The sequence below is a fragment of the Methylobacterium sp. 285MFTsu5.1 genome, assembly GCF_000383455.1.
In the GTDB taxonomy this organism is placed as follows: Bacteria; Pseudomonadota; Alphaproteobacteria; order Rhizobiales; family Beijerinckiaceae; genus Methylobacterium.
This window is the reverse complement of sequence record NZ_KB911290.1, coordinates 26,324-41,166: the sequence shown is the minus strand read 5'-3', so window position 1 is coordinate 41,166 and position 14,843 is coordinate 26,324. Positions and strand designations below refer to the sequence as shown.

Below are 14,843 nucleotides of genomic sequence, written 5' to 3'. Positions count from 1 at the left end.
CTTCCCTATTCCTCCGGCGGACGCGGCCGGCCGAAATCCGGGGCCGCGGTCTCCTGGCCCTGCGCCACGATGCTGCGCCGGATCGCCCGGGTGCGGGTGAACATCGCGTGGAGCGCGTCGCCGTCGCCCCAGCGCACCGCCTTGGCGAGCGCCGACAGGTCCTCGTTGAACCGGCCGAGCATCTCCAGCACCGCCTCGCGGTTGTTGAGGAAGATGTCCCGCCACATGGTCGGGTCCGACGCCGCGATGCGGGTGAAGTCGCGGAACCCGCTCGCCGAGAACTTGATCACCTCGGACTGCGTCGCCGCCTCGAGGTCGGCCGCGGTGCCGACGATGTTGTAGGCGATCAGGTGCGGCAGGTGGCTGGTGATGGCGAGCACGTGGTCGTGGTGCTCGGCGCTCATCGTCTCGACGTCGGCGCCCATCCCCGCCCACAGGGCGCGGACGGTCTCGATCGCCGCCGGATCGGTGCCCTCGGGCGGGGTCAGGATGCACCAGCGGCCCTGGAACAGGGTCGCGAAGCCCGCGTCCGGCCCCGAGAACTCGGTCCCGGCGATCGGGTGCCCGGGGACCAGCGCGACGCCCTCGGGCAGGTGCGGCCGGACCGCCGCCACCACGGCGCCCTTCACCGAGCCGACATCCGACACGATCGCGCCGGGCTTGAGATGCGGCGCCATCTCGGCCGCCGCCGCCCCGATCGCGCCCACCGGCACGCACAGGATGACGAGGTCGGTGCCGGCGGCGCCCTCCGCCGGGTCGCCCGTGACGACGTCGGCGATGCCGAGCTCGCGCACCCGGGCGCGCACGGCCGCGTCGCGGTCCACCGCCACGATGGTCCGGGCGAGGCCGTAGCGGCGCGCCGCCCGGGCGATCGAGGAGCCGATCAGCCCGAGGCCGACGATGGCGAGGCGGCCGATAGCGGGCGCCTCGGTCCCGGGCGCCCCGGCCACGGACGTCTCAGCCATGCCGGCCCCGCACGAAGTCGCCGAGCGCGGCCAGGAAGGCTTTGTTCGCCTCGGCCCCGGCGACCGTCACCCGCAGGGCGTTGGGCAGGCCGTAGGCGGTGACCCGCCGGGTGATGAGGCCGCGCTCGGTCAGGAACGCGTCCGCGTCCTCCGCCGAGCGGCCCGGCGCGTCGGGGAAGTGGATCAGCAGGAAGTTCGCGACGCTCGGCGTGACCTCCAGGCCGAGCGCGCGGGCGCCCTCGGTGAGCTTCGGCAGCCACTCGGCATTGTGGGCGGCGGCGGCAGCCATGTGCGCCTCGTCGGCGATGGCGGCCGAGCCCGCGGCGATCGCCGGGCCCGAGACGTTGAACGGGCCCCGGATCCGGTTGACCGCGTCCGCCACGTGCGCCGGCGCGACCATCCAGCCGATCCGCACGGAGGCGAGGCCGTGGATCTTCGAGAAGGTGCGGGTCATCACGACGTTCTCGGCCTCGAGGGCCAGCTCGAGCCCGGCCGAGTAGTCGTTCGCGCGGACGTACTCGGCGTAGGCGCCGTCGATCACCAGCAGCACGTGCGGCGGCAGGCCGGCGTGGAGGCGGCGGATCTCGTCGAAGGGCAGGTAGGTGCCGGTCGGGTTGTTGGGGTTCGTGACGTAGACGATCCGGGTCCGGTCGGTGACCCGGGCCAGGATCGCGTCGACGTCGACGGTGAGGTCGCGCTCGGGCGCGACCACGGGCTCGCCGCCCGAGGCCAGGATGGCGATCCGGTAGACGAGGAATCCGTGCTCCGAGTAGATCCCCTCGGTGCCCGGCCCGCCATACGCGTAGGCCAGCAGCGACAGGAGCTCGTCCGAGCCCGCGCCGCAGACGATCCGCTCGGGGTCGAGCCCGTAGCGCCGGGCGATGGCGGTGCGCAGCACCGTGGCGCGCCCGTCCGGGTAGGTCTCGAGCTTGGAAGTCGCCGCGTGGAGGGCGGCCAGCGCCGCCGGGCTCGGGCCGAGGGGCGTCTCGTTGGAGGACAGCTTGTAGACCTTGCCGCCCCCGGGCCGCCCGCTCTTGCCGGGCACGTAGGTGTCGATCGCCAGGACGCCGGGACGCGGTTCCGGACGGGCGGGTCGGGGGGCGGACATTGCGGTGCGACTCGGGATGCGCGGGGTTCGGTCGGTTCCGCGCCCGTCTACAGCATTTCCTCGGCCGGTGAACCCGGGGCCGACTCCGGAGGTGGCGGCCCGACCCTGCCGGGGCGACTTGTCCGGCCCCACGGAGTCGTGCCTGTATGCCGGCGCTCCGCCGAAAGGCGCCCAACACGAAGGATCCCCGCATGCCCCTCGAACGCTACCTGGACGGCGGCGCCCACATCCTCCCCGCCGACGACTCGCTGATCCGCTTCGCCATGACGAACGGCCAGCGGGTGATCGCGGTCGAGGTCCCGGTTCCCGTGCTGCGCCAGCAGTTCGGCGGCGCCGACCTCGCCCCCCTGGAGCTGTTCGCCCGCAATCAGCCGGTGATCGAGGCCGCGGCGAGCCAGGCCTACGACCGCACCGAGACCCCCAACGACCTCCTCGATCTGGGCCCGGAGGATTTCGACACCCGGCCGGCCTCGGCCAGGACCTGATCGGCGGGACTTCATCGGCGGGACTTCAACCAGCGCGATCCATCCGGGGCGCCGCGGCAAATCGGCGACGCGCAAATGCCGCGGGGCACTCGCCACGTTTCGGCCTGTTGAACCGGGAGAACAGGGGCGCGTCGGGCGTGCCCCGACCCGCAACCCCTGGATGGATCGACGATGCCCGGTGACCTGATCCCCTGCAGCCTCTTCCTGATCGGGATCCTCGTTTCGGTCGCCGCGGATTGCCGCCTGCGGCGCGCCGAGGCGGCGCCCTGGGCCAACGGCTGCATCACGGCCGCCGGCGCCGCCCTGGTCTTCGCGGCCTGCGCGGCCGCCATGCGCTGAGGCGCCGGCTGAGGCGTCGGCGAGGAACCGTCAGACACCGGACGGACTTTCCCAGCGGCAACCGGGGGCGCGCCGAGACGCGCGGCGCCCCCGGTCGCGCGGCTGTCCGGGCGAGGTTCCCATGGTTTCGATGCAGGCCCTGATCGGCTGCGGTCTCGTGCTCGCCGGCATGCTGATCGAGAGCGCGGCGAGCCGGCACTGGCGGGCGGGCGTCCGCGCGGACCGTCTGGATGCCCGGGCCGCCCTCGCGCTCGGCCTGCCCGCCCTGGGGCTCGCCGTGATGGCCGCCCCGATCGCGTGAGCGACCCGACCGGGCCTGACCGTCCGGCCCGCCCGCGTTGACGCTCGGCCCCCCGCGCATTACCTCGGCGGGGCTGGCCGCGTCGGGCGAGTGCGGCGCGTCAGGCGATCCCGTGCTCTCCCGGTTCGGATCCGAACCGATACACGGTCGTCAAGACCCGCCATGGACACCCAAACGGACACGGCCCTGAGGCCGGACCCGATCGACGAGCCGGCGCGGCGCGCGTCCGAGCGCTCTCAGGCGCTCGACCCGAGGAGCCCGGTGGCGCGCTTCGCCGCCGACACGCCCCTGCTCACCGACGCGGGCGTCGAGCTCGCGCCCTTCCAGATCGCCTACCAGACCGCCGGCACGCTCAACGCCGCGCGCTCGAACGCGGTCCTGATCTGCCACGCGCTGACCGGCGACCAGTACTTCGCCCACACCCACCCGGTGACCGGCAAGCCCGGCTGGTGGGAGACGCTGGTCGGCCCCGGCAAGCCGATCGACACGGACCGCTACTTCGTCGTCTGCTCGAACGTCATCGGCTCGTGCATGGGCTCCACCGGCCCGGCCTCGATCGACCCGGCGACGGGGCGGCCCTACGGGCTGAACTTCCCGCTGGTGACGATCCGCGACATGGTCCGGGCCCAGGCAATGCTGCTGGAGCATCTCGGCATCCGGGACCTGTTCCTGTGCATCGGCGGCTCGATGGGCGGGATGCAGGTGCTGCAATGGGCGGCGCTCTATCCCGAGCGCGTCTTCGCCGCGATGCCGATCGCCACCGGCGCCCGCCACTCGGCGCAGAACATCGCCTTCCACGAGGTCGGCCGGCAGGCGATCATGGCCGACCCCGCCTGGGCGGACGGGCGCTACCTCGAGGCGGGCACCCGGCCCGCCAAGGGGCTCGGCGTCGCCCGGATGGGCGCGCACATCACCTACCTGTCCGAGCCGGCGCTGCACCGGAAGTTCGGCCGGCGCTTCCAGGGCGGCACGGCGCCGACCTTCTCGTTCAACGCCGATTTCCAGATCGAGAGCTACCTGCGCCACCAGGGCCTGAGCTTCGTCGAGCGGTTCGACGCCAACGCTTACCTCTACCTGACCCGGGCGATGGACTATTTCGACCTCGCCGAGGACCACGGCGGCGTGCTCGCCAACGCCTTCCGGGGCACCAAGACCCGCTTCTGCGTGATCTCGTTCACCTCGGACTGGCTGTTCCCGACCCGCGACTCCCGGGCGATCGTCCACGCGCTCAACGCCGCTGCGGCGCCGGTGGCCTTCGTGGAGGTCGAGAGCGACAAGGGCCACGACGCCTTCCTGCTCGACGAGCCGGCGATGTTCTCCGCGGCCCGCGGCTTCATCGACGCCGCCGCCCGGGCGCGCGGGCTGTGACGCGGATGGCGAGCGGCGGGCCCGGCAAGATGACCTTCGGCAAGCTGCCCCTGGGCAAGATCTCCTTGGGCAAGGTCCGCCACGGCGCCCCCTGGGAGGGCGCGGACGCCCTGCCCCACGCGGCCGAGGGCGGCGGCGCCCGCGTCGACCACCTCGTCGTGCTCGGCCTCGTCCCGGCCGGCGCCCGGGTGCTCGACATCGGCTGCGGCGACGGCTCGCTGCTGGCGCTGCTGCGCGACCGCCGCGCCATCGACGGGCGCGGGATCGAGCTGTCCCGCGAGGGCGTGAACGCCTGCCTCGCCCGGGGCCTGTCGGTGATCCAGGGCGACGCCGACACCGACCTCGCCAACTACCCGGACGGGGCCTTCGACGTCGTGGTCCTGTCCCAGACCATCCAGGCGACCCGCAATCCCCGGGTGGTGCTGGAGCACCTGCTGCGCATCGGCCGGCAGGTGATCATCTCGTTCCCGAATTTCGGGCACTGGCGGGTGCGCTCCGAGCTGGCCTTCCGCGGGCGGATGCCGGTCACCGAGATCATGCCGGACGCGTGGTGGGAGACGCCCAACATCCACCACTGCACGATCCGCGACTTCGTCGGCCTGTGCCGCCTGATCGGCGCGCGGATCGAGCACGCCACGGCGCTGGACGCCCGCGGCCGGCCGATGCGGTTCTCCATGCCCTGGTGGGTCTGGAACCTGTTCGGCGCGCAGGGCGTGTTCCTGCTCCGGCGCGAGGATGCCGGGCCCTAGAACCGCTCCCGAGCAAGGCGAGGCGGTGGCGCGTCGAGCCCGTGCCGGACGAGGCGCGGGTCCCCTCTCCCGTGCGGGAGAGGGGGCGTGGCGCGGATGTCTCGACCGGGGTCGTCGTCCTTCCCAACCGTTGCAACACGATCGGAAGCGGCCCCAGCATCGCGCCGCTGTTGTCCGGCGCTCGAGGGTCGCCGCGCGGCGCTGTCTCTCCCGGGCGCACCCGCGGCGCCCCGGCCCGGCGATTCCGCAATCCGTCTGAAATAGAGCAGAAACGGAGCTTGGCTATTTCTGGTCGCGTTCCCGTGATCGGACCGTGATTACGGATTCGTCCGGCGTTCATCCCGAGACGTGCGCGTCCACGAGGGGTCGTGGACTGTGCCCGGCTGCGCGGAAGACTTGCCGCAACCGCGAATTCCAGCAGGGTCGACAGGACACGTGCGCCGCGCGATCGTTCACATCGGGATGCCCCGAACCGGCTCCACCGCGTTCCAGGAGGTGCTGGCCCGCCTGCGCCCCCGCCTCGCCGCGGCCGGGATCTGCTACCCGAACCTCGCCCCGCCGGGCGCCCCCGGCAGCGACGACGTCAACCACTACCGGCTCGGCCAGGCGCTGGACCGGCGCCGCGGCGCCGCGGAGCGCCGCGAGGCCCTCGCGCGGCTCGACGCGATCCTGGCCGCCACGCCGGCCGACACGGTCCTGCTCTCCTACGAGGACTTCTCCGTCCAGCGCCCGTTCTGGCGCGTTCCCGAGATCCTGTCCGACCTGTTCGCGCGCCGCGGCTTCGCCCTGGAGGCGGCGCTCGTGGTCAAGCCGCAGGCCGAGCAGCTGGCCTCGGCCTACGCCCTGCGGGCGCAGGTCGTCGCCGAGGGCCGCACGTTCCGCGGCTTCCTGCGTTCCGAGGGCGGGTCCCGGCGCTACGACTACGCGGACCGGCTCGAGCCCTGGCGCCGCGCCGCCGCGGGGCGCGTCACCGCCCTGCCGTACCGCGACCGGCGGTCCGACGCGCCGCTGCTGGCGCGGCTGGTCGACGGGCTCGGGCTGGGCGAGCGCCTCGCGCCGCTCCTCGGCCCGGCCGACCTCGCCTACCGTACCAACCGGAGTTCCGGGCCGGTCGCGGTCGAGGCGTCGCGCCGCCTGTACCGGCTCGGCGTGCACCGTCAGGTGACCGGGCATCGCCGGCTGCTCGGCCACGTCCTCGACGACTGGGCCTGGGCGCGGGGGCTCGACGCGGAGCGGTTCCGCGGCGCCGCCCCGGAGGGGCTGGCCCGCGTCGCGGCGCGCTACGCGGCCGGGAACGCGCGCTTCGCCGCCGCCTGCTGGGGGCAGAGCTGGGACGCGGTGATCGCGGCCGCGCCCGCCGCCCCGCCGAACGAGCTCGCCGCCGGGCCGGTCGCGCCCGAGACGGAGGCCGCGGTCGAGGCGCTGGTGCGGGCGGCGGCGGCGCGGGCCGCCTTCCGGTCCCCGCCCGCGTGGCGGCGGCGGACGGCCCACATCCTGGAGGAGTGCCGGGAGCGCCTCGGCGAGGCCGTCGGCTACCCGGTCTGGCGCGTGCCGTAGGGGCCCGCGCGTGTCGATGTCCGAGAACCGGCGGCCGCCCGCGCGGACGCCGCCCCAGGCGTGTGACCAGGCGGTGGATATGTGCGTCGTGCAGAAGATCCCGCAGACGGTTCCGGCCGGCCTCCCTCCGGGCCCCGTGACCTGGCACCCCCTCCAGGCGCGGGAGGCGCGCTGGGCGCGCCTCGGCCAGGTGCCGGTGATCGCGTGGCTGACCGGCCTGTCGGGGGCCGGGAAGTCGACGCTGGCGGCGGAGGCCGACCGGACCCTGGTGGCGGGCGGCCGGCACAGCGCCGTCCTCGACGGCGACAACCTGCGCCACGGGCTCAACGCCGACCTCGCCTTCTCGCCGGAGGACCGCGCCGAGAACGTCCGGCGCACCGCCGAGGTGGCGCGGCTGATGGCCGAGGCGGGGACGGTGGTGATCGTCTCGCTGATCTCGCCCTACCGGGCCGACCGGGCGCTGGCGCGCCGGATCGCCGGCGACATCCCGTTCCTGGAGGTGTTCGTCGACACGCCGCTGGGCCTGTGCGAGGCCCGGGACCCGAAGGGCCTCTACCGGCTGGCCCGCGCCGGCCGCATCCCGGGCTTCACCGGCATCTCGGCGCCCTACGAGGCGCCGGAGCGGCCGGACCTGACGATCGCCACCGAGGGCCGCGGCACCGCGGCCTGCGCCCGCGCCCTGAGCGCGCGGCTGATGCGGCTGAGCCGGGCGGGCGCGGGTGCGGAGCGGGGGCGGTGAGCGTGTGGTTCCCGACGCGCACACCGGGTCCTCCCAGCCATCCCCTCATCCTGAGGTGACCGCGAAGCGGGGCTCGAAGGAGGGGTCCAGCCGGCCGCGCGATCCCTGGAGCCCGCCTTCGAGGCCTGCGCTTCGCTCCAGCATCTCAGGATGAGGGCGCGAATTGGGAGGCGCCTGGCTCGCCCTACCCGCCCGGCCAGCGCAGCTCCGCTCGCAGGCCGCCCAGCGCCGAGCGGCCGAAATCGAGCCGGGCGCCGGCGGCCTCGGCGACGTCGCGGGCGATGGCGATGCCGAACCCGGTGCCCGGCCGGCTCTCGTCCCAGCGCTGGCCGCGCCCGATCCCCGCGATGGCCGCGGCGCTCATGCCGGGGCCGTCATCCTCGACGGCGAGGCCCGGCTGGCCGGCGTCCGTCCCGGCTTCCGTCCCGGTGATCCGGACCCGCCGGTGCGCCCACTTCCGGGCATTGTCGAGGAGGTTGCCCAGCACCTCCATCAGCTCGCCCTCCTCGCCCGGATAGGCGAGGGTCCCGGGCACCGCCACGGCCCAGTCGAGGGACCCGCCCTCCGGCAGCCGCCGCAGGGTCGCGACGAGGCGTTCCGCCACCGGGGCGACCGGGCAGGACCGCCGCCGCAGGTCGCCCCCGGCCGCGACCCGCGCCCGGGCCAGCGCCCGCTCCACCTGCCCGCCCATGGCCCGCGCCTGCTCGGCGATCTCGGCCGCCAGCGCCGGGTCGGCCGACCCGGTCCGGCGCGCCAGCGCGTCCAGCACCGCCAGCGGCGTCTTGAGGCCGTGGGCCATGTCGGCGGCGGCGTCGCGGGCGCGGATCAGGGCGCGCTCCTGCGCGTCGAGCAGCCGGTTGAGATCGGTGACCAGCGGCCGGACCTCGTCGGGGAACTGCTCCGGAAGCCGCGCCCGCCGCCCGGCATGGACCGCCAGGAGCTCCGCCTGCAGCACCCGGAACGGGCCGAGCGCCCGGTGCACGAACAGGCCCATCGCCAGGGTCAGGACGACGAACAGGGCGACGAGCGCCGGGACGAGCAGGCGCAGGAACGTGGTCCGGCTCGCCGCGAGGCCGCGCCGGTCCTCCGCCACCGCGACCCGCAGCGCGGTCTCGGCGCCCGGCGCGCCGATCTGCAGCGGCCGCACCACCGCGATGAGCCGGCCGCCGTCGGGCCCGGTCGTGTCGAGGGTCGCGGGGGCCTGCGCGCCCGCCCCGGCCGGTCCCAGATCGAGGCTCCTGTCCCAGAGGGAGCGCGAGCGCAGCGCGCGCGATCCCGCCTCGACCTGCCAGTACAGGCCGCCGTAGGGCGTGGCGAAGCGCGGGTCCGGCAGGTCCCGGGACAGGGTCGGCGTCCCGTCCGGCGCGAGGCCCACCCGGCCGGCGATGAGCTTGGCGGTCCGGTCCAGATCCGCGACGGTGCGGGCGTCGAGCACCCGGTCGAGGATCACCGTGAGGCCGATCCCGGCGAGCACCAGCGCCAGCGCGATCAGCGCGGCCGCCGCGAGGCCGAGCCGCAGGCGGAGGGAGTCGCGCCTCACGGTCCGTCCGGTCCGGCAATCAGGTAGCCCTGGCCGCGGCGGGTCTCGATCACCCCCGGCCCGATCTTGCGCCGCAGGCGCGTCAGGAGCGCCTCCAGGGCGTTGGCCTCGCGCTCGGTCCCGACGCCGTGAAGGTGGTCGAGCAGCTCGCCCGCCGGCACGACCTGCCCCTGCCGGTGCAGCAGGAAGGCCAGCAGCCGGTATTCCAGGGCGGTCAGCTCCGTGGGCCTGCCGTCGACGCTGACCGCGCGGGTGCGGGTGTCGAGCTCGACCGTGCCGGCGCGCAGCACCGGCGCGGCGTGGCCGGCGGTGCGCCGCAGGATCGCCCGCAGCCGCGCGACCAGCTCCTCCATGCGGAACGGCTTGGCGAGGTAGTCGTCGGCGCCGGCGTCGATGCCCTCGACGCGCTCGCGCCAGCCGTCGCGGGCGGTCAGGATCAGGACAGGCAGGGTGATGTCGGCGGCGCGCAGGCGGCGCAGCACGCCGAGCCCGTCGAGGCGCGGCAGGCCGAGATCCAGCACCATGGCGTCGTACGTCTCGGTCTCGGCGCGGAACCACGCCGCCTCGCCGTCCGCCACCACGTCGGCGACGTAGCCGGCCCTCTCCAGGCCCTGCCGGATGTCCGCCGCGATGCGCGGCTCGTCCTCGACGATCAGGACGCGCACGGGCCGGCCTCCTCAATCATCGTCGTCCTCGTCCAGGATCTTGAGCGTGCCGGCATCGACCTTCACGGTCCGGCGCTTCCCGTCGGGCCCGAGGATGCGCAGCTTGTACAGCCAGTGCCCGTCGTCGTGCTTGAGGTCGACCGACACGACGTCCCCCGGCACCGCCGCCCGGGCCGCCGCCAGCACCGCGTCGAGGGGGCGGATCTCGCCGCTCTCCAGGGCCCGGCGGGCCCGGTCGGCATCCTCGGAGGCGTGCAGGGGCCCGCCCGCGAGGGTGGCCAGCAGGCCGAGGGCGAGAACGAGGCGGCGGGGCGGGAACGGGCTCATGCGGGCGCAGGCTAGGCCGCGCCGCCTGACGGGACGCTGACAGCCGGCGTCAGGGTCGCGGGGCGGGGCTTCGGCACAAGGGCCGCCATAGCCCTTCCGGAGACCTGAGACCATGTCGCTCTACGTCGGTATCCTCCTCGCCTGCGCGGCCGGCCTCGCCGGCACCCTCCTCTGCCCGGACGACAGGGGCGACCGCTCGCGCCTGCCGCTCCTCGCCGCGCTCGTGGCGGGCGGCCTCGGCTGGCACGGCCCCGCGCGGGCCGGCGAGATCCTGCGCGGCCCCGCCCAGGTGATCGACGGCGGGACGCTGCGCGTCGGCGGACGGCCGGTGAGCCTGTTCGGGATCGCCGCGCCGGAGGCCGACGCGACCTGCGCGGACGCCCGGGACCGGCCCTACCCGTGCGGCCGCGACGCCGCCCGGGCGCTCGCCGACCGGATCGGCGGGGCGGCCGTCACCTGCGAGCCGCGGGGCGAGGCGGGCGCGGCGCTCTGCCGGGTCGGCGAGGCGGATCTCGGGGCCTGGATGGTGGCGCAGGGCCTCGCCCTGCCCGACCGGGACCTCGCGCCGGACTACGCGCCCGCGGCGGACCGGGCCTGGGGGCGCCGCCTCGGCCTGTGGTCGGGGGTGTTCCAGGATCCCGCCGAGCGGCGGGGCCGCCGCGCCGCCGCGGGCCTGCGCGCCGCCGGGTGACGCCCCGTCCTCACGGGAACGCTCCCGGGCGCGCCCGGTTGGACCGGAGAGCCCGCCCGGGCGGCGGTAGACCCGCGGAGGCCCCATGAGGATCCTGACCCGTACGACGCTGCTCGCCGTCCTCCTCGCCGGCGCGACGGGGACCGTTCACGCCGCCGAGGGCCGGGGCAAGGCCGGCCAGGATGCCGGCGCCCGCACGACCAGCATGGGCGCGGGCGGCCTCAGCGGCACCGGCGCCACCCGGGACGGCGCCCGCACGGGCCCGGTCGAGAGCAAGGGGCAGCCGGGCGGCGCGAAGCCGCCCTCCGCCCCGAAGGCCGGGACGGGCCGCTGATCCGCTCCGGCACCTCGGGATGAGGCGACGGGTCGGAGACTCCGTCCGGCCGGGCCGCGCTACTGCGAGCGGCGGCTGAACGAGACCGCGTAGGCCTGGACGCGGGCGTCGATCAGCGGGTCGTCCGAAACCTCGATCCCGTCGGTCAGGTTGTTCGGCATGAACAGCAGCGCCTTCTCGGCCTCGGCGCTGTCGGGCACGACCTTGCTCACCGTCACGGTGCCGAGATCGACCGTCTTCCGGTCGTCCGGCCAGGGCTTGGTGGCGTCGTTGGTGGGGTCACCCGGCTCGGCGAGCTGGGCCAGCATCCGGAACCTCGCCGGAGTCTTGGCGACCCGCGGGCCGATCTCGGCCATCAGGAAGTTCGGATCGCGCTTGGCCGCCTCCTCGGGGGCGAGGATCTCCTCGCCCTCCACCGGCACGAAGCGGAACCGGAACGGCTGCCGCTTGCCGGCCGCGTCCACCAGGATGAAGGCGTTGACGCCGTTGTAGGTCTGCCGTGCGAGGCTCGACGGGGTCCTGGCGGTCCCGCCCGCGGTGGCGGCGGCCGGGTGGGCGGCGGCGAAGCGCTCCAGCGCGGTCGGATGGGCCGCGTTCGGGCCGCTCTCGGCGGCGGCCTTCAGGAGGTCGCGGAACTCCTCGCCCGTGGCGACCGGGAAGTACTTCAGCGAGTTCGTGACGACGTCCATCTCGGAGCCGTCGCTCAGCTTGAACTTGAGGGCGAGGCCGTGCGGGTTGGCGTCGGCCGCGCCGTCCGGGATGGTCGGGACGCCGGTGGCGTCCGAGAACCGGATCGTCACCGGCACCGCCGGCCCCTGGAACAGGGAGGCCTTGCTGATCTTCGCCGCCTCGGGCGACGGGGTGAAGCTGCCCTCGGCGACCACGCCCTTGGCGTGGTTGGCCCGGGCGCCCGGATGCTTGCCGAACAGCGTGTTCATCACGTCGATCGTCTGCTCGGCGGTGGAGGCCTCCTGGGCCAGGGCCGGGGCGGCGGCCGCGAGCGCGGTGCTCAGCAGGAGGGCGAAACCCGATCTCGAACGCAGCATGGGAACCTCTCGGCAGCGCGGGCTCTCGGGAGCCGGTCAATGCGGACCGGACCATCTTCTAGGGAGCGAGGCAGCGAGGGCACAACCAAAAGCTATGCCGCGGCGGAGCTGGGGTGTGGGTTACGTCGCGGCGGCAGGCCGCAGATCGAGAACTTCGTCTCTGCTTCGCTCCGCTCGCAAAGACGGTGAGGAGCCCGCTACCGCGCGCCGCGGTGGAGGTCGCCCTCGATCAGCAGGGCGCTGCGGCTGTCGAGCCGCGAGCGGTAGACCTGCAGGTTCTCCATGACCCGCTGCACGTAGTTGCGCGTCTCCGTGAAGGGGATGCGCTCCACCCAGTCGATCACGTCGACGTCGCCCTTGCGCGGGTCGCCGTAGGCGTCGATCCACTTCTTCACGTTGCCGCCGCCCGCGTTGTAGGAGGCGAAGGCGAGCACGTAGGAGCCGCGCCAATCCTCCATCAGCTCGCCGAGATGGGCCTGGCCGAGCCTCGCGCAGTAGGCGGGATCGCTGGTCAGGCGGTCGACGTCGAAGGCGGTCGAGACCCGGCGGGCGGTGCGCTGGGCGGTGGCCGGCATCATCTGCATCAGCCCCCTGGCGCCGACGCCCGACTGGGCGCGCGGGTCGAACTGGCTCTCCTGGCGGGCGATGGCGTAGACCATGGCCCGCTCGACCTGCGGGACCGCCGTGAAGGTCTCGTAGGTGGGGATCCCGATCGTCGGGTAGGCGTGGGCGTCGAGCGGCAGGCCGCGCTGGACCGCGAGCTTGCCGATCGCCACCAGGGCGCGGGCGTCCTTCATGTCGGTGGCGAGGTCGCCGAGCGCCTGGAGCTCGCGCGGGTCCGAGAGGTCCCGGGCGGCGTCGATGTAGAGCGGCAGGGCCAGCTCCTTGATCCCGGCCTCGCCGAGCAGGCGCAGGGCGCGGATGGAGAGCCGCCCGTCGAAGGCCTGGCGCTCCGCGCCCTCGAGGTCGGCCGGCGCCCGCAGGGGCAGGCTGGTCTGGCCGAGCCGGGCCCGGGCCACCTGGCCGTAATAGGCGATCGGCTGCAGGGCGGCGCGCTCGTAGAAGCGCTTCGCCTCCTCCGACTGGCCGAGCGCCTCGGCCGCCCGTCCCTGCCAGTAGGCGGCCCGCGCCACCGAGATCGGGCTCTCGGCGATCGCCGCCACCCGGGCGAAATGCTGCGCGGCGGCGGCGGGATCGCCGGCGAAGCGGAGCGCGATCCAGCCGGCGTGGAACTCGGCCTCGATGCGCTTCTCGGGCGAGCGCGCCGCCGGCTGGCTCGCCACCGCGTAGGCGGTCTTGGCATCGCCGAGGTCGAGGAGCTTGCGCGCCACGATCCGGCGCTCGATCCACCACTCGTCGCCGTCGACCAGCACGTCCGGGTTGCTCGGCGCCGTCGCGAGCACGGCGGCGGCGGCTTCGGGCTTGTCGGCCCGGCGGAAATACTGCGCCCGGGAGAAGATGTAGGACGCGTCGCTGCGCAGCGACGGCGGCACCGCGGCGAGCGCGGAAGCGGCGCCGGAGGACTTGTCCTCCACGGCCCGGCGGGCGCGCACGAGGCTGGCATAGGCGCCGCCCGCGTAGCCGGCGGCCCGGCCGGCGCTCTCCCAGTCGTCCTTCAGGAGCGCCCGCTCCATCCGGTAGCGGTGGTCGACCCGGGTCAGCGCGTCCGGGAAGGCGTCGAGCACCTTCGCTTCCAGGCTCCGCCCGAAGCTCTCGGTGCGCCAGAGGTCTCGGACCATCTCGGCGGCGTCGGCGTCGCAGCCGTCGGCGCGCAGGGCCAGCGCCAAGGCGAACTTGCCCGGCGCGCTCACCGGCTTCGCCGTGGCGAAGTAGGCCCGGACCGTCGCGGGCGCCTTCTTCTCGGAGAGCAGCGCCTCCTCGGCCCGGCGGCGCAGCAGCGGGCCGGCCGGCCAGTCCGGATTGGCCCGGACGAAGGCCACGGTGCGGTTGAAGCCGATCCCGGCGCCCGCGCGGATCGCCACCCATTCGAGCAGCGCCTTCGCGGCCGGGTCGGTGAAGCCGTCGCGCATCCGGTCGCCGTCGGCGACGCGGCCCTTGCGGTAGAGGTCGATGGCGCCGCGCAGCAGCGTCGGGTCGGTGTCGCCGGAGATCTTCGGGCGCGCGGGATCCGGCACCTCGGGCACCGGGGCCGCCGGGGTGACCGCGGCGTCCGGCAGCGGGAAGGCCACCGGGGCGTCGGGGTCGGCGGAGGCGTAGGCCGAGGCCGCGGCCGGCAGCGTCCGGGCGGGCTCCTCGCCCTTGTCGTCGCCGCTCGAGGCGTGGACCGGATCGAGCTTCAGGGCGTCGGCCGCGACAGGGTCGCTCGCCTTCACGGCCTGCGCGCCCCGGACCTGGGCGGTCGAGAGGGCGGCGTCGCTCGCCGGCGGCGCGGGCTGCGTGGCCGGCGGCGTCGTGGGCGCGTCGATGCCGGCTTGGCCGGCTTGGCCGGCCGGGCCGGCGAGCGCCACGCCGACGGTGGCGACGAGCGCGGCGGCGGTGAGGGACGTGCGCTTCGGGGCCGGATGCGAGGCCGCGGGTCGGATCACGATTCCCCCCTACTGATCACCGGAGCGGGAAAGGTCGAGGATCGGTCCGTGACCATTAAGATCGCGTTAACCGTCCCCACGAT

The 14,843-nt window shown here is 75.0% G+C and carries 16 protein-coding genes; 9 read left to right on the top strand and 7 right to left on the bottom strand.

Translation table 11 applies throughout. The features are described from left to right. Positions 1–5 precede the first annotated feature (5 nt). On the bottom strand, positions 6–965 hold the full coding sequence (locus H288_RS0124510) for a prephenate/arogenate dehydrogenase family protein (RefSeq protein ID WP_042673722.1): 960 nt from the start codon (positions 963–965) through the stop codon (positions 6–8). After that, complete coding sequence (locus tag H288_RS0124505; RefSeq protein WP_020095224.1) at positions 958–2,073, bottom strand: histidinol-phosphate transaminase; 1,116 nt, start codon at positions 2,071–2,073, stop codon at positions 958–960. The genes H288_RS0124510 and H288_RS0124505 overlap by 8 nt, the downstream gene beginning before the upstream one ends. A 191-nt stretch (positions 2,074–2,264) precedes the next feature. Between H288_RS0124505 and H288_RS0124500 the strand changes: the two genes are divergently transcribed. The 7 genes from H288_RS0124500 (at position 2,265) to cysC (ending at position 7,611) form a co-directional block, all read left to right on the top strand. Further along, positions 2,265–2,558, top strand: coding sequence for a hypothetical protein (locus H288_RS0124500; RefSeq protein ID WP_026605255.1), 294 nt, complete (start codon positions 2,265–2,267; stop codon positions 2,556–2,558). Between the two features lie 171 nt (positions 2,559–2,729). Further along, positions 2,730–2,897, top strand: a complete 168-nt coding sequence (locus H288_RS35740; RefSeq protein ID WP_020095222.1) for a hypothetical protein — start codon at positions 2,730–2,732, stop codon at positions 2,895–2,897. A 121-nt stretch (positions 2,898–3,018) separates the two neighbouring features. Then, positions 3,019–3,198, top strand: coding sequence for a hypothetical protein (locus H288_RS0124490; protein ID WP_020095221.1), 180 nt, complete (start codon positions 3,019–3,021; stop codon positions 3,196–3,198). Between the two features lie 162 nt (positions 3,199–3,360). Beyond that, entirely contained in the window at positions 3,361–4,566 is a 1,206-nt protein-coding gene (locus H288_RS0124485) for a homoserine O-acetyltransferase (protein ID WP_020095220.1), read from the top strand. A gap of 29 nt (positions 4,567–4,595) precedes the next feature. Then, positions 4,596–5,315: a methionine biosynthesis protein MetW gene (metW, locus tag H288_RS0124480; protein WP_051123778.1), complete on the top strand. Its 720-nt coding sequence runs from the start codon at positions 4,596–4,598 to the stop codon at positions 5,313–5,315. A 462-nt stretch (positions 5,316–5,777) separates the two neighbouring features. Next, complete coding sequence (locus H288_RS0124475) at positions 5,778–6,872, top strand: hypothetical protein (protein WP_081636534.1); 1,095 nt, start codon at positions 5,778–5,780, stop codon at positions 6,870–6,872. 79 nt (positions 6,873–6,951) lie between these two features. After that, the gene (gene cysC / locus H288_RS0124470) at positions 6,952–7,611 is read left to right on the top strand and encodes an adenylyl-sulfate kinase (RefSeq protein WP_020095217.1); all 660 of its coding nucleotides are present in this window, start codon (positions 6,952–6,954) and stop codon (positions 7,609–7,611) included. Positions 7,612–7,795: 184 nt separating this feature from the next. Here cysC and H288_RS0124465 read toward each other — a convergent pair whose 3' ends face one another. The 3 genes from H288_RS0124465 to H288_RS0124455 are packed head-to-tail and all read right to left on the bottom strand — an operon-like array spanning position 7,796 to position 10,143. Beyond that, complete coding sequence (locus H288_RS0124465) at positions 7,796–9,151, bottom strand: sensor histidine kinase (RefSeq protein WP_020095216.1); 1,356 nt, start codon at positions 9,149–9,151, stop codon at positions 7,796–7,798. Next, positions 9,148–9,816: a response regulator transcription factor gene (locus H288_RS0124460; protein ID WP_020095215.1), complete on the bottom strand. Its 669-nt coding sequence runs from the start codon at positions 9,814–9,816 to the stop codon at positions 9,148–9,150. The genes H288_RS0124465 and H288_RS0124460 overlap by 4 nt, the downstream gene beginning before the upstream one ends. A 12-nt stretch (positions 9,817–9,828) precedes the next feature. Then, a complete protein-coding gene (locus H288_RS0124455; RefSeq protein WP_020095214.1) occupies positions 9,829–10,143 on the bottom strand; it encodes a PepSY domain-containing protein in 315 nt (104 codons plus the stop codon). Positions 10,144–10,255: 112 nt separating this feature from the next. Here H288_RS0124455 and H288_RS0124450 point away from each other — a divergent pair, with 112 nt between their 5' ends. Further along, positions 10,256–10,834 (top strand): thermonuclease family protein, encoded by a 579-nt coding sequence (locus H288_RS0124450; protein ID WP_020095213.1) that lies wholly within the window; start codon positions 10,256–10,258, stop codon positions 10,832–10,834. An 85-nt stretch (positions 10,835–10,919) separates the two neighbouring features. Next, on the top strand, positions 10,920–11,168 hold the full coding sequence (locus H288_RS0124445; protein WP_020095212.1) for a hypothetical protein: 249 nt from the start codon (positions 10,920–10,922) through the stop codon (positions 11,166–11,168). Between the two features lie 59 nt (positions 11,169–11,227). Here H288_RS0124445 and H288_RS0124440 read toward each other — a convergent pair whose 3' ends face one another. Together H288_RS0124440 and H288_RS0124435 are read right to left on the bottom strand one after the other, a co-directional pair. Then, positions 11,228–12,214 (bottom strand): catalase family peroxidase, encoded by a 987-nt coding sequence (locus H288_RS0124440; RefSeq protein WP_020095211.1) that lies wholly within the window; start codon positions 12,212–12,214, stop codon positions 11,228–11,230. A 197-nt stretch (positions 12,215–12,411) separates the two neighbouring features. Further along, positions 12,412–14,760, bottom strand: a complete 2,349-nt coding sequence (locus H288_RS0124435; RefSeq protein WP_020095210.1) for a transglycosylase SLT domain-containing protein — start codon at positions 14,758–14,760, stop codon at positions 12,412–12,414. Positions 14,761–14,843: the final 83 nt, after the last annotated feature.